Here is a 12984-nt window from a genome sequence, read left to right as displayed (position 1 = left end):
CTCCCAGCACCCTGACGGATGCAGCAGCGTGGAGGCACCACCTGCGAAGGGAAGCCCGATGGAACCCGCCGAGACTCCTGTCGCTGCCCCTGGCACATCGCGCTCGAAGCATCCCGTGCTGGAGTTCCTCGGGGCATCCGGCACGGTGACCGGAAGCCGGTTCCTGGTGACGTACGGCAGCGATCGTCTGCTGGTGGACGCCGGTCTCTACCAGGGGCTGCGGGAGCTGCGGCGGCTCAACTGGGCACCGTTCCCGGTGACGCCCGCGGACCTGGACGCCGTCGTCCTCACCCATGCTCACCTCGATCACACCGGATACCTGCCTCGGCTGGTGAGCGACGGCTTCGCCGGCGAGACGATGTGCACGCCGGGCACCGCTGCGCTCGCCGCCATCGTTCTCCGGGACAGCGCGCACCTGCAGGAGGAGGACGCTCGGGTCGCCAACGAGGGCGGTTGGTCGAAGCACGACCCGGCTCTGCCGCTCTACACGGCGTCAGACGTCGAGCGGACGCTCGAGCGTCTGCACCCGGTGGGCTTCGGTGAACCGTGGCCGGTCGGAGGAATGGTCGTGACGCTGCAGCGCGCCGGCCACATCTTGGGCTCCGCGGTGGCCGTCGTCGACGTCGGAGGCGAGCGGGTGGTGTTCAGTGGCGACCTGGGTCGACCGGGTCATCCGATCCTGCTGCCGCCCGCGCCCCCTCCGGCCGCCTCGGCGATGGTGCTCGAGTCCACCTACGGCGACCGACGGCATCCACCGGCGGATCCCGAAGCCCTGGCCGGCACGGTGCGCCGTACGGTCGCCCGCGGCGGCGTCGTACTGATCCCTGCGTTCGCGGTGGACCGGACCGAGCTGGTGCTGCTCGAGCTGCTCAGGCTCCGTCGCGCGGGCCGGATCCCGAAGGTCCCGATCTTCGTCGACAGCCCGATGGCCCTGGCCGCGCTCGACGTCTACCGAACGGCGCTGGGTGCGCACAGCGACGAGCTCGATCTCAAGCGAGCGGCGCCGTTGCGCGACCTCGAGGGGCTGGACGTCCACCGGGTCCGGGATGCCGCCGGCTCCGAGCGGCTCAATCGCCCCAAGGAACCGTGCATCATCATCTCGGCCTCCGGGATGGCCACCGGCGGCCGTGTCGTCCACCATCTGCTCCGCCAGCTTCCCGACCCTCGCAACAGCATCGTGCTCACTGGCTACCAGGCTCAGGGCACCCGCGGCCGACAGTTGGTCGAGGGCGCCCGGGCGGTGAAGATGCACGGCCGGTACGTCCCGGTCCGTGCGGAGGTGGTGGCGATCTCGGACTTCAGCGTCCACGCCGATTCCGACGAGCTGGTCGCGTGGGTCGCCTCGGCGCCCGAGCTCCCGGAGACCGTCTACGTCGTGCACGGCGAACCGACGTCCTCACGCGCCCTGGCGGACCGGATCCAGGACGAGCTCGGTGTCGTCGCCGTGGTGCCCCGGCGCGGTGAACGCGTACTCCTGGGCTCATGACGCCCGGTCTCGGAACCCTCAACGCCTGATGATGAAGGAGACAGACATGACACACCCCGTGGTGCACTTCGAGATCGCCGGATCTGACGGCGAGCGGCTCACCGGGTTCTATCGAGACCTGTTCGGCTGGGACATCCAGGGGGCCGGCCCCGACTACTGGCTCGTGAAAGCCACGGAGGACGGGATCGGTGGCGGTGTCATGCAGACCCGCGACGAGATGCCCGCCTACGTCACGGTGTACGTCTCGACCGACGACCTCGAGGGCAGCCTCCGGCGCGCCGGAGAGCTGGGTGGCGAGACCGTCGTGCCGCCGATGGAGATCCCCGGCACCGGGTCGTTCGCCATGCTCCGCGACCCCGGCGGCAACATCATCGGACTGTTCCGTGAGTGACCCGACAGAGCCGCAGGGCGAGGTTCGGGCAACGACGACCGAACGACCCCGCTGGACGACCGGGCGAGTCATCGCCGTCGTGGCTGGCAGCGTTCTCCTGCTGGTCTCGCTCGGTCTCATCGCCGGTGGCGGTGCTCTCGCGGTGGCCGCGGCCCAGCGCGACGACGACGGTTACCTGGTGACCGACGGGGTGACGATCTCCGCCTCTGGGCATGCGATCACCTCCGAGTCGTTCACCATCGAGACCGACGCCGGTGCGGACGTACCCGGCATGCTGGTCGGGGACGCCAAGCTGGTAGTCACCTCAGTCGAGGAGGGCCCGGTCTTCGTGGGCGTCGCGCCGTCCGCCGACGTCGCCGCCTACCTCGCCGACGTCCGCCACTCGACGATCGACGGCTTCGACGGCAACACCCCGACGTACGATGCGGTCGACGGCGGATCCCTGGCATCCCTCCCTGCGGAGGCCGGCTTCTGGACCGCCTCGACGAGCGGGACCGGGCCCCAGACGCTCACCTGGGAGGTTGAGTCGGGCGACTGGACCCTTGTGGTGATGAATGCCGACGGACATGCTCCGGTGACCGCCGTGGCGGCCATCGGAGCCACCCTCCCGGTGCTCGGCGCCGCGATCGGTGTGTTGCTCGGTGTCGGCGGCGTACTCCTGCTGGTGTCGCTCGCGCTGCTGATCGGGGGGCTGTTGTCGGCGAGCAGGGTGGAGCGGAGGGATCCCGCGCCGGCCAGGTGAGGCCAACCTCGAGCAGTTGTTCTAGCGGTCCCGTCCTGCGGTCTCGAGCAGGCGGAGCCAGATCTCGCTGATGGTCGGGTACGCAGGAACCGCGTGCCATAGGCGGTCCAGCGGGACCTCGCCGACGATCGCGATCGTGGCCGCGTGCAGGAGCTCGGAGATGTCCGGGCCGACGGCGGTGAAGCCGACGAGGGTCTTGCGCTGCTCGTCGATGACCATCCGCGCTTGGCCGCGGTAGCCGTCCGCGTGGAGCGATGCGCCGGAGACCGAGCCGAGATCGTAGTCGACGACGCCGACCTCGATGCCGGCCGCCTCGGCCGATTCGGCGGAGTGTCCGACGGCGACGACCTCGGGGTCGGTGAAGATCACCTGGGTGGTAGCGCGCTCGTCGGCGGTGGCGGCATGACGCCCCCATGTGCTCAGGTCGGGCTCCTCGCCGCGAGCGCGTGCCGCGATCAGATCGCCGAGCGAGCGGGCCTGGTACTTCCCGTGGTGGGTCAGCAGTGCTCGATGGTTGACGTCGCCTGCGGCGTAGAGCCAGCCCTCCTCGAGCTGCCCGTTGTCGTCGACCACGGCCAGGGCGTCGTCGACCTTCAGCCAGCTTCCGGGCTCGAGACCGACGTGCTCCAGACCGAGGTCCTTCGTGTTGGGCACCCGACCGGTGGCCACCAGGACCTCGTCCGCGGTCACCTCGGTGCCGTCGGAGAGGGTCACCCGCACCTCGCCGCCATCATCACGCCGGGCCTCGGTCGCGCCGGCGTCCAGGTGGAGCGTGACCCCGTACGTCCGAAGCGCCTCGGCCACCTGCTCACCGGCGAACTTCTCGACGCCCGGCAGGAGCCGGGTGCGGGAGATCAGGGTCACCTGGGACCCGAGGGCGCTGAAGGCGGTCGCCATCTCGGCGCCGACCACCCCGCCGCCGATGATCGCCAGGCGATCGGGAACGGACTGGGCGCCGGCGGCCTCGCGGTTGGTCCAGGGCCCGACTTCCTCCAGTCCCGGGATCGGCGGGATGAGGGAGGAGCTGCCGGTGGAGACGACCACGGCGTGGCGTGCCTCAAGGTTGGTGGTCGTGCCGTCGTCGGCGGTGACCGTGACCGAGCGGGTGCCGGTGATGCGCCCGTGCCCGCGGACCAGGGTGATCCCGGCGCCGGTCAGCCACTCGACCTGGCCGGTGTCCTTCCAGTTGGATGTGAACTCGTCACGCCGGGCGAACACGGCGGCGGGGTCGAGCGTGCCCGTGACCGCCTGACCGGCGGCCGGGAGAGCACGCGCGGCGCGCAATGCCGCCGCGTCCCGAAGCAGTGCCTTCGTCGGCATGCACGCCCAGTAGGAGCACTCGCCGCCGACGAGCTCGCGCTCGACGATCGCGGCGGTCAGGCCGCCCTGCACGACGCGGTCTGCCACGTTCTCGCCGGTCGGGCCGGCGCCGATGATGATGACGTCGACGGTCAGGTCTTGGCTGGTGCTCGTCATGTCAGTTGACCTTACCTGCGCGCTGGCGCAGTCGGAGGGCAGAGATCAGGAAGAAGATGCCACCCAGCGTCGCGTAGCCCGCGAGACCGGTGAGTGACGCCTTCGGGCCGGCGGCCATCAGGACGAATCCGGTTCCGGCGAAGGTCGAGATCCCGCCGCTGAGGATCATCGCCCACTGACCACCGAGTCGGTAGCGGCGCACCGCGACGAACAGCTGGACCAGGCCGGCGGTGATCGCCCAGGCGCCCCACACCCGCAGGATGTCCGGGATCCCGGAGGTGGCCGCGACGGCGACGCCGACAGCGGTGAGCAGGCTGAGCGCCATGTTGACGTACAGCAGGACGCGCGGGCCCTTGGCGCCCGAGGTGCGGTGGTCGACCACGGCGGCCACCACGTCGAACAGCGGGTAGATGACCAGCAGCGCGATGCTTGCGGCGTTGAGCGTGGTCGCGGTGAGTGCGACCAGGACGGCCCAGACGATCGCGAACCCGAAGCGGAAGAAGTAGAGCTTCGGCAGTGCGCGGGACGGTGCGATCAGTGTGCCGGAATGGCCGGTCTCGACGGAGGTGGACATCGGATCCCTTTCTCGGAATCAAGTTGGGAGACAGAACGATCGTTCTACCTGGATCGAGAGTCTGCCCCAGCCAGTCGACAAATGCAAGACCGATCGTTCTGTCTGCTACCGTCGAGCCGGTGAGACCTAGACCGTGAGAACGAGAGGGATGGCGGATGTCTGAGGCCCGGGATCGACTGCTCAGCACAGCGAGTCGGCTCTTCTACACCGAGGGTCTGCACTCGGTCGGAGTGGATCGCGTGATCGCCGAGGCGCAGGTCACGCGGGCGACGCTCTATCGGCACTTCCGGAGCAAGGACGAGCTCGTCGTGGCGTACCTGACGCAGGCCGACGAGGCGATCCGGGCGCGCGTGGACGCCGCCCGGGCGGAGGTCGAGGACCCCGACGACCTCATCCGGGCCGTCGGCCGGTCGATCGCCGCGGACATCCAGAGCGAGGGGTTCCGAGGTTGCGCGTTCCTCAACGCCGCGGCCGAATACCCGGACCCGGCGCACGTGGTCCATCAGGCCGTGCTGAAGCACCGGCAATGGTTTCTGGCCACGATGACCGATCTCTTCGCGGCGACCGGCAAGCCCGACTCGGAGTTCGCCGGCCGCCACTTCGTCATGTTGCGAGACGGTGCGATGGCTGCCGGCTGTCTGACCGATCCCGCCCCGGTAAGTGAGACGTTCCTGCGAGGACTCGAGGGGCTTCTGACCTACCGGAGCGGCCTGGGGTCAGCGCTCAGCTGACGCCGTTGTCGGCGAGGAACTCCTTGGCGACCGTGGCCGGGTCGGCCTTGTCGACCTGGACCTTGGCGAGCGCCTCGGTCAGGTTGGCGGTGGTCAGCGCCTCGGAGACCGCGTTGAGCGCGGTCTCGGCGTCGCTGCTGAGCGCCTCGGAGCGGATCAGCGGGACGACGTTCTGGGAGAGGAAGAGGTTCTCCGGGTCCTCCAGGACCACCCAGCCGTTGGTGGGGATCGAAGAGTCGGTGGAGAAGACGTTGGCAACGTCGATGTCGCCCTTCGCCAGCGCGCCGGTCGTCAGCGGGCCGCCGGCGTCGAGCGGCTTGAACTCCTTGAACGTGACCCCGTAGACCTCGTCGAGGCCGACCAGGCCCTGGTGGCGCTCCTTGAACTCCGGGGAGCCGCCGAGCGTGAGGTCCTTCGCGACCGGAGCCAGGTCCTCGATGCTCTTCAGGGAGTACTTGTCTGCGGTCTCCTTGGAGACGGTGAGGGTGTCCTTGTCCTCGGCCTCCGACTGCGGGAGGGTCTCGCTGCCCTCCGGCAGGACCTCCTGGAGCGCCTCGTAGACGTCCTCGGGGGCCGACACGTTCTCCGGGACACCGTCGGGCTTCAGGTAGGCCAGCAGGGCGCCGTTGTACTCCGGCAGCAGGTCGATGTCGCCGCTCTTGAAGGCCTCCATGTAGACCTCGCGGGACCCGATGTTGGGCTTGGTCTCGACCTTGACGCCCTCGGCCTCGAGAGCCTGGGCGTACATCTCCATGAGCAGTTCGCTCTCGGGGAAGTTGGCCGAGCCGACGACGATCGTGCCGCCGCCGCCCGAGTCGGAGTCCGATCCGGAGTCGAGCGGGTCACCGCCGCAGGCGGTCAGGGTGCCTGCCACGGCGAGGGTGGCGAACAGGTACGCGGTGGTGCGGATTCGGCGGGACATTGAGATACCTCTCGGATTGCTGGGTTGATCAGCCGGCGGGTTCGGGTTGGGGCTCGGGGCGGACGGTGGACGGACGGTTGCCGGCCCCGCGGCCGTCGACTCCGGGCGAGACGAGGAGCCGCTGCGCGCCCGCGAGCGCCAGGTCGATCACGACCGCGAGCACCGCGATCACGATCGCGCCGGCGACCACCTGGTCGTACTGGAGCGTCGCCAGCCCGTCGAAGAGATAGCGGCCGAGGCCGCCGAGACCGACGTACGCAGCGATGGTCGCGGTCGAGACCACCTGGAGCGACGCGTTGCGCAGGCCGCCGATGATGATCGGCAGCGCGATCGGGACCTCGACGCGCCAGGCGATCTGGGCCTCGGTCATGCCGACACCTCGCGCCGCGTCGACGGTCGCGTCGGCGACGGACTGGATGCCGGCGTACGTCGTGGCGAGGATGGGTGGGATGGCGAGCACGACCAGAGCGATCGTGACCGGGACCAGGCCGATCCCGACCAGGCCGAGCGCGAGCATGAGCACGCCGAGGGTCGGCAGCGCGCGGCCGGCGTTGCCGAGGTTGATGGCGATCAGCGCGCCGCGGCCGGTGTGGCCGATCAGCAGACCGATCGGGAACGCGATCACGGCCGCGATCGCCAGGGCGAGGACGGTGTAGCCGAGGTGCTCGAGGATGCGCTGCGGGAACCCGTCTGGGCTGGTCAGCGACCAGTTGGCGGCGTCGAGCAGGTAGTCGAGGCTCATCGCGCACCCGCTCGGGCCCACGGGGTGAGCCCGCGCTGGATGGCGACGATGAGGACGTCGGCGATGACCGCGAGGGTGACCGAGAGGACCAGCCCGATGATGATCGGCGGCAGGTAGAAGCCGAGCTGGAACCCGCGCGTGAAGAGCTGCCCGAGGCCGCCGATGCCGATCAGGGCCGCGATGCTGACCATGCTCACGTTGGCCACCGTCGCCACTCGCAGACCGGTCAGGATCACCGGCATCGCCAGCGGCAGCTGGACAGTGAACCAGCGGCGTACGGGCCGATAGCCCATCGCGGTCGCGGCCTGCAGGACGGTGGTGTCGACCGCGTCGAGACCGTCGGCGGTCGTGCGGACGAGCAGGGCGAGCGAGTAGAGGGTGAGCGCGATGACCACGTTGATCGGGTCGAGGACGCTGGTGCCGAGGAGGCCTGGGAGCAGCAGGAGCAGGGCCAGCGACGGGACGGTGTAGATCACGCTGCCGGCGGTGAGCGCGATGTGGCGCGCCGGGACGTAGCGATGGACCAGGGCGCCCAGCGGGAGGGCGAGGACGAAGGCGATCGCCACCGGAATCAGAGCGAGCCAGATGTGCTGGACGAGCGCGGTGAGTACGTCGTCCGCGTTGGTCTCGAGGTAGCGCCAGATCTCGCTCATCCAGCGTCCTCCGAGGTGGCCAGTGCCGCCAGGCGCTCCCGCTGCTGCGAACGTACGCTGCCGGCCAGGTCCTCGAGCAGAACCAGCCCGTCGGCGCGACCCTCGGCGTCGATCCGGATCGCGGCGCCGGCGGGCGAGAGGATGACCAGGTCGGTGACCGTACGCAGGTTGGCGCCGTCGCTGAAGGTGCCCTCGGTTGGGAGGAGCCCGTCGGTACCGCGCCAGCCCAGCGGTCGCCCGTCGTGGTCGACCTCGAGGGTGAGCCCGTCGACGCCGTGGTCGATGGGTTTGAGCGCGACCGAGCTCCCGTCGGCGAAGCCGAGGCCCCGGAAGCCGCGGTCGCGACCGACGAGCGAGGCGACGAAGTCGTCGGCCGGAGCGGCGAGAAGGTCGGCGGGCGGGGCGAACTGGGCCAAGCGGGCGCGTTGGTCGAAGACGGCGACCTTGTCGCCGAGGCGGATCGCCTCGTCGATGTCGTGGGTGACCAGGACGATGGTCTTGCCGAGCTCGCCCTGGAGCCGGAGCAGCTCCTGCTGGAGGTCGTCGCGTACGACCGGGTCGACGGCCGAGAACGGCTCGTCCATGAGCAGCACCGGCGGGTCGGCCGCGAGCGCCCGGGCGACCCCGACGCGCTGCTGCTGGCCGCCCGAGAGCTGGGCCGGGTAGCGCTCGCCGAGGTTGGCGGCGAGCCCGACGCGCTCGAGCAGGTCGAGGGCGTTCGTGCGGGCCTCCCGGCGGGAGATGCCCTGCAGGATCGGGACGGTCGCGACGTTGTCGAGCACCGTACGGTGCGGGAAGAGCCCGGCGCCCTGGATCACGTAGCCGATCTCGCGCCGCAGCTGTGCCTCCGGGCGGCTGGTGACGTCGTCACCGTCGATCAGGATCCGGCCGGAGGTCGGCTCGATCATCCGGTTGATCATCCGCAGCGCGGTCGTCTTGCCGCATCCCGACGGCCCGACGAACACGGTGATCTGGCCGGTGTCGACCTTCAGGGATAGGTCTTCCACGGCAACTGTGCCGTCCGGATAGCGCTTGGTCACGCCCTCGAACTCGATCACAGCCACCGCTCCTGTCTTTTGTTCTTCACCTGCGGACGCCGTTGCACAAGATCCTCAGCCTGCCAGATCCGGGGAAGGAACCGAAGATGTTAAACGGACAGGGACGTCGGGTTAGCCGTCCGAGCCTCGTTCCTCGATGCTTGAAATCTGCCACATCCCGGGACTCGACGCCCGAGATGTCGACTCGGCGCGGCGCGGGTCGTTCAGTCCTCCAGCGGGCGCAGCTCGTCGGCGTAGGAGACCGAGACGCGGCGCATCACGCCGTCGTCGCTGATCGCGTACTGCCCCATCCGCCACAGTGGCGGCGAGTAGGCGTGGATCGAGACCGCGCCGTCGACCGCACCGCTCATCCGATGGATGTGGTCGGGCCCGAAGCCGAAGCTGCGACCCGCGCCGACCTCCCGTTGCACGGGGTCGCCGCCGAACCTCGGCTGCTGCTCGAAGACCGATCCGCGGGTCACCGCGACCGCGCCCGAGGAGATGTCGTGGTCGTGCCAGCCGGTGTCGTCGACGGTGTTCCAGCACAGCAGCCAGACGTCGATGTCCTTGTCCCGGTAGAGCGAGGCGTAGTGGCGACCGCCGGTGTCGTGGCGCACCAGGTGCTCCCACCTCTCGGGGTGCGCGGCGAGCTCGTCGACCCAGGCGCGCAGCTCGCCGGGAGTGAGCGTACGTCCCGGCAGGTCGGGCAGTTCCGCGGCGCCCAGAACGGTGTCGACGGTCGGTTCGGTGATGGTCATCGGTCTCCTCCGGTGAGCAGGTGGTGCGGGTTGGCGACGAGGATCGCCCGGCTGAGGGCCTCGCCCAAGCCGGGATCGGTCGGCTCGGCGTAGGGCCGGTCCGACCCGTTCACCAGCGGGTCCACGCCGACCACGCGCGACATCGCGTCGATCGCCTGGGTGCGGTAGGACGAGGTCTCGTAGTAGACGTGCCGGTCGATCGCGCCGAGGCTCCCGCCGCGCTGGGCGAGGCGCTCGTGATGGAGCGGCGCGAGCCCGGCCAGTGCCACAAAGGCGATCCGCAGAGTCGGCAGCAGCGACCGCCCCGCGACGTGCCAGGAGTGCCATGCGGCACTCTGCTGGGCGACGTACGAGGTGAGGGCGGGCCACCAGTTGGGTTGGTCTGTCGCTGGGTCCGCCGCGGGGCCCGGGTGGACGAGGACGGGCAGGTCGGCCTCCTGGGCCACGGCCAGGATGGGAGCCAGGGCCTCGAGCGCGATCGGGGTCGCCAGCGCAGTCGCCGGGACCTGGAGGCCGTGGACGCGGTCGTGCGCGAGGACCTTCTCGAGTCCGTCGAGGTCCGGTTCGACCAGCGCCGGTGCGGCCCACAGCCCGTAGTCGGCGGGCAGGTCGTCGGCGAAGCCGTGCCAGGCGTCGAGCAGCCCGTGTGCCTCGGCGGGGGCGAGCGACTCGATCCCCAACGGGCTGGAGAGCGACAGCAGGACGAGCCCGTCCTCCTGCCCTGCGCGGCGGGGGAGGTCATGATCTCCCGGATCGACGGAGTAGGGCGGCTCACCGTCGAGGTGGAGCACCCAGCCGTCGAGGTACGGAGGCTGCCGCCGGCGGCGCAGCTCCTCGACCAGTGCGGGCGGCCACAGGTGCTGGTGGACGTCGACCTGGCGCTTCATGCGCTAAGTCAATAGGTTTAGTCGTGATTAAGCAAGCCTACCCGCCGATGAGGCACCATGGCGGGATGACCGACACGAACACCCAGATCCTGCTCCGCGCTCGCCCGGTCGGTGAGCCGACCGCCGAGGACTTCTCGATCGTCACCTCCGAGGTGCCGGCGCCCGCGGAGGGCGAGGTGCTGCTGCGTACGAAATTCCTCTCGCTCGACCCCTACATGCGCGGGCGGATGAGCGATGCGCCGTCGTACGCCGCTCCGACCGCCCTGGGCGACGTGCTGCCCGGCGCCACGGTCGCCGAGGTGGTGGAGTCGCGCGATCCGTCGCGGCAGGTGGGCGACGTGGTGCTGGCGTACGGAGGCTGGCAGGCGTTCTCCGTCGCGCCGGCCAACCACACCCGCCGCCTCGATCCGTCCGTCGCACCGGTCTCCACCGCGCTGGGCGTGCTGGGGATGCCAGGGTTCACGGCGTATGCGGGGCTGACCCAGATCGGGCAGCCGAAGCCCGGCGAGACCGTCGTCGTGGCGGCCGCGACCGGCCCCGTAGGCGCCACGGTCGGACAGATCGCGAAGATCCTCGGCTGCCGCGCCGTGGGCATCGCCGGCGGACCGGAGAAGGTCGCGCATCTGACCGAGCTCGGCTTCGACGCAGCCCTCGACCACCGCGCACCCGACTTCAAGGAGCAGCTGAAGGCGGCGGTCCCCGACGGGATCGACGTCTACTTCGAGAACGTCGGCGGCCACGTGTGGAACGCGGTGCTGCCGCGGCTCAACAAGTTCGCCCGGGTGCCGGTCTGCGGGATCGTCGCGCACTACAACGACACCGCCGCGCCCGAGGGACCCGACCGGGCGCCCGGACTGATGCGGCACATCCTCAACAAGTCCCTGCTGATCAGGGGTTTCATCCAGGACGAGTTCGTCCCCGATCACCAGCGGACCTTCCTCACCGAGGCGGCCGGCTGGCTGGGCGACGGCAAGCTGCGCTACCGCGAGGACATCACCGAAGGGATCGAGAACGCGCCTGCCGCGTTCAACCGGATGCTCCGGGGTCAGAACTTCGGCAAGACGGTGATCCAGGTCAGCTGACCCAGATCACTCCGCAGGAGCTTCCTCCTCGGGGGCGGTGGCCTCCGGGGCGGGGTCCTTGAGGGTCGGGAACTCTTCCGTGCCGGCAAGGGTGCGGAGGTGCTCTCTGATGGTGAGCCCCTCGGGCATGGTCGTCTCGGGCTCGAACGTGGCGATGCAGTTGGCGATCACGGCGTCGTAGGTGACCTTGTCGGCCGCCTCGAACGTGTCGCCATAGACCGCGATCGTCGCCACCCTGCAGGGCTCCGCGAGAGTCGCCGCCGTCGCGGCGTCGGTGGGCGTCGGGGTCGGAGTCGGTGTGGGCGTAGGAGTCGGCGTCGGGGTCGGCGTTGGGGTGGGCGTCGGGGTGGGCGTCGGGGTCTCGGTCTCGCCACCAGACGAGTTGTCGCCGGAGTCGGAGTCGCCCGTGGTGTTATCGGTGGGTGTCGGCGACTTGCTCGGCGCCGGATTCTTGACCGGCGCGGCCTTGGTCTCCGACTTGGTCGCCGGCTTGACGGTGTTCGAGGTGCGCGGGAGGGCGGAGGCAGTGGGCCTCATCGAGGAGGTTGATCCACCACCGTCCACGCTCGGTGAGCCGGGGAACTCCCCGTTGCGGTACTGGCCGGCGATCTTCAGCACTGCCTCGACGTACGTGTCGCTCTGGTTGTAGCGGTAGACCGCGGACTGGGCGCCGGAGTCGGTGCTGACGTCCTCGGTGCCGGCGCACAGGTAGGCCGCGGTGGCAACGGCAGCATCGTCGACGTCCTGCGGGTCGCGGCGGTTGTCGCCGTCACCATCGGTGCCCATGACCGTCCAGGTGGAGGGGATGAACTGCATCGGGCCGACAGCGTGGTCGTACTCCGTGTCGTGGTCGTAGAGGCCGTTGTCGGTGTCGCGGATCGCCGCGAAGTTGCCGGCGCCGTTGAGCTGCGGGCCGATGATCGCGGGGAGGGCGAGGCCGTTGGAATTGAGCTCGCTGCCGCCGAAGCGTCCGTGGTTGCTCTCGACCATGCCGATCGCGGCGACCAGCGCCCAGTCGATGCGGCAGGAGGCGTCGGCGTCGTTGAGCACGGTGGCCGAGCGCTGGTAGGCAGCCAGGGCGACCGCCGGGATCGACAGTTCCTCGGCGTTGGAGGCCAGCTTCACTGCGTCGGTCGGGGTCAGGTTCTTCACGCCACCCAGGCCGTTGGAGATGCCGAGGGGGTCCTGGAGAGCGCCCGGATCGGGAAGCTCAGGCTGCTGATGACCGGTATCGAGGCGCGCCTCGTTCGGGGCCAGAACCGCGAAGGCAGCGGTCAGCGCGACGGCGGCAACGGCCCGAGGCCCGATGCTGGTCAGCGCCGCTGTACTGATGCTTCTGGCCCAGAATTTTCGGGGTGCTTTGGTCATGCCGATCTCACCTCTTCCACGCGTGGGGTACGTGTCCGTCCCTTGAGCCTACCCAGGTATTCCCGATCGGCGCCCTGCAATTAGAAATCCACCCACCTTGGGGAAGAACGGCAACGGTCGGGCCACCTGACGTTG

At 69.9% G+C, this 12984-nt stretch carries 14 protein-coding genes; 5 read left to right on the top strand and 9 right to left on the bottom strand.

What is annotated here, in order from left to right:
* The first annotated feature begins 58 nt into the window (after positions 1–58).
* The 3 genes from ABZU72_RS10110 to ABZU72_RS10100 are packed head-to-tail and all read left to right on the top strand — an operon-like array spanning position 59 to position 2619.
* Positions 59–1486: an MBL fold metallo-hydrolase gene (locus ABZU72_RS10110; protein WP_355018726.1), complete on the top strand. Its 1428-nt coding sequence runs from the start codon at positions 59–61 to the stop codon at positions 1484–1486.
* A gap of 46 nt (positions 1487–1532) precedes the next feature.
* Positions 1533–1877 (top strand): VOC family protein, encoded by a 345-nt coding sequence (locus ABZU72_RS10105; RefSeq protein ID WP_355018725.1) that lies wholly within the window; start codon positions 1533–1535, stop codon positions 1875–1877.
* Positions 1870–2619, top strand: coding sequence for a hypothetical protein (locus ABZU72_RS10100; protein WP_355018724.1), 750 nt, complete (start codon positions 1870–1872; stop codon positions 2617–2619). The genes ABZU72_RS10105 and ABZU72_RS10100 overlap by 8 nt, the downstream gene beginning before the upstream one ends.
* Before the next feature lie 21 nt (positions 2620–2640).
* On the opposite strand, the gene ABZU72_RS10095 is transcribed toward ABZU72_RS10100, so the two are convergent.
* The gene (locus tag ABZU72_RS10095; protein ID WP_355018723.1) at positions 2641–4095 is read right to left on the bottom strand and encodes an NAD(P)/FAD-dependent oxidoreductase; all 1455 of its coding nucleotides are present in this window, start codon (positions 4093–4095) and stop codon (positions 2641–2643) included.
* 1 nt (position 4096) lies between these two features.
* Positions 4097–4669, bottom strand: a complete 573-nt coding sequence (locus ABZU72_RS10090) for a hypothetical protein (RefSeq protein ID WP_355018722.1) — start codon at positions 4667–4669, stop codon at positions 4097–4099.
* A 155-nt stretch (positions 4670–4824) separates the two neighbouring features.
* Between ABZU72_RS10090 and ABZU72_RS10085 the strand changes: the two genes are divergently transcribed.
* Positions 4825–5400 carry a helix-turn-helix domain-containing protein gene (locus ABZU72_RS10085; RefSeq protein WP_355018721.1) on the top strand — a complete coding sequence of 192 codons (576 nt, stop codon included), beginning with the start codon at positions 4825–4827 and terminating at the stop codon, positions 5398–5400.
* Here the strand turns inward: ABZU72_RS10085 and ABZU72_RS10080 are convergent.
* From ABZU72_RS10080 to ABZU72_RS10055, 6 genes are all read right to left on the bottom strand, one after another.
* Complete coding sequence (locus ABZU72_RS10080; RefSeq protein WP_355018720.1) at positions 5393–6322, bottom strand: ABC transporter substrate-binding protein; 930 nt, start codon at positions 6320–6322, stop codon at positions 5393–5395. The two genes, ABZU72_RS10085 and ABZU72_RS10080, sit on opposite strands and share 8 nt — an antisense overlap.
* A gap of 28 nt (positions 6323–6350) precedes the next feature.
* Positions 6351–7064, bottom strand: coding sequence for an ABC transporter permease (locus tag ABZU72_RS10075; protein WP_355018719.1), 714 nt, complete (start codon positions 7062–7064; stop codon positions 6351–6353).
* The gene (locus ABZU72_RS10070; RefSeq protein WP_355018718.1) at positions 7061–7717 is read right to left on the bottom strand and encodes an ABC transporter permease; all 657 of its coding nucleotides are present in this window, start codon (positions 7715–7717) and stop codon (positions 7061–7063) included. Before ABZU72_RS10070 ends, ABZU72_RS10075 begins: the two co-directional genes overlap by 4 nt.
* Positions 7714–8775, bottom strand: coding sequence for an ATP-binding cassette domain-containing protein (locus ABZU72_RS10065; RefSeq protein ID WP_355018866.1), 1062 nt, complete (start codon positions 8773–8775; stop codon positions 7714–7716). Before ABZU72_RS10065 ends, ABZU72_RS10070 begins: the two co-directional genes overlap by 4 nt.
* A 203-nt stretch (positions 8776–8978) precedes the next feature.
* The gene (locus ABZU72_RS10060) at positions 8979–9512 is read right to left on the bottom strand and encodes a cysteine dioxygenase family protein (RefSeq protein ID WP_355018717.1); all 534 of its coding nucleotides are present in this window, start codon (positions 9510–9512) and stop codon (positions 8979–8981) included.
* Positions 9509–10399 carry an amidohydrolase gene (locus ABZU72_RS10055; RefSeq protein WP_355018716.1) on the bottom strand — a complete coding sequence of 297 codons (891 nt, stop codon included), beginning with the start codon at positions 10397–10399 and terminating at the stop codon, positions 9509–9511. Before ABZU72_RS10055 ends, ABZU72_RS10060 begins: the two co-directional genes overlap by 4 nt.
* Positions 10400–10464: 65 nt before the next feature.
* Here ABZU72_RS10055 and ABZU72_RS10050 point away from each other — a divergent pair, with 65 nt between their 5' ends.
* Complete coding sequence (locus tag ABZU72_RS10050) at positions 10465–11481, top strand: NADP-dependent oxidoreductase (protein ID WP_355018715.1); 1017 nt, start codon at positions 10465–10467, stop codon at positions 11479–11481.
* Positions 11482–11487: 6 nt separating this feature from the next.
* Here the strand turns inward: ABZU72_RS10050 and ABZU72_RS10045 are convergent, their stop codons facing one another.
* The gene (locus ABZU72_RS10045) at positions 11488–12849 is read right to left on the bottom strand and encodes a lytic murein transglycosylase (protein WP_355018714.1); all 1362 of its coding nucleotides are present in this window, start codon (positions 12847–12849) and stop codon (positions 11488–11490) included.
* Positions 12850–12984 lie beyond the last annotated feature (135 nt).

Origin of the sequence: Nocardioides sp. NPDC004968 (assembly GCF_040608935.1) — a bacterium.
Lineage (GTDB): Bacteria > Actinomycetota > Actinomycetes > Propionibacteriales > Nocardioidaceae > Nocardioides.
Note: the sequence above shows the minus strand (reverse complement) of the source record. Positions and strands in the feature narration are given on the sequence as shown.

Excerpts from the sequence above, each read along its gene's own strand:
- ABZU72_RS10110 (WP_355018726.1), top strand. The coding sequence starts at position 59 with ATGGAACCCGCCGAGACTCCTGTCGCTGCCCCTGGCACATCGCGCTCG.
- ABZU72_RS10105 (WP_355018725.1), top strand. The coding sequence starts at position 1,533 with ATGACACACCCCGTGGTGCACTTCGAGATCGCCGGATCTGACGGCGAG.
- ABZU72_RS10095 (WP_355018723.1), bottom strand. The coding sequence starts at position 4,095 with ATGACGAGCACCAGCCAAGACCTGACCGTCGACGTCATCATCATCGGC.
- ABZU72_RS10090 (WP_355018722.1), bottom strand. The coding sequence starts at position 4,669 with ATGTCCACCTCCGTCGAGACCGGCCATTCCGGCACACTGATCGCACCG.
- ABZU72_RS10085 (WP_355018721.1), top strand. The coding sequence starts at position 4,825 with ATGTCTGAGGCCCGGGATCGACTGCTCAGCACAGCGAGTCGGCTCTTC.
- ABZU72_RS10080 (WP_355018720.1), bottom strand. The coding sequence starts at position 6,322 with ATGTCCCGCCGAATCCGCACCACCGCGTACCTGTTCGCCACCCTCGCC.
- ABZU72_RS10075 (WP_355018719.1), bottom strand. The coding sequence starts at position 7,064 with ATGAGCCTCGACTACCTGCTCGACGCCGCCAACTGGTCGCTGACCAGC.
- ABZU72_RS10070 (WP_355018718.1), bottom strand. The coding sequence starts at position 7,717 with ATGAGCGAGATCTGGCGCTACCTCGAGACCAACGCGGACGACGTACTC.
- ABZU72_RS10060 (WP_355018717.1), bottom strand. The coding sequence starts at position 9,512 with ATGACCATCACCGAACCGACCGTCGACACCGTTCTGGGCGCCGCGGAA.
- ABZU72_RS10055 (WP_355018716.1), bottom strand. The coding sequence starts at position 10,399 with ATGAAGCGCCAGGTCGACGTCCACCAGCACCTGTGGCCGCCCGCACTG.
- ABZU72_RS10050 (WP_355018715.1), top strand. The coding sequence starts at position 10,465 with ATGACCGACACGAACACCCAGATCCTGCTCCGCGCTCGCCCGGTCGGT.
- ABZU72_RS10045 (WP_355018714.1), bottom strand. The coding sequence starts at position 12,849 with ATGACCAAAGCACCCCGAAAATTCTGGGCCAGAAGCATCAGTACAGCG.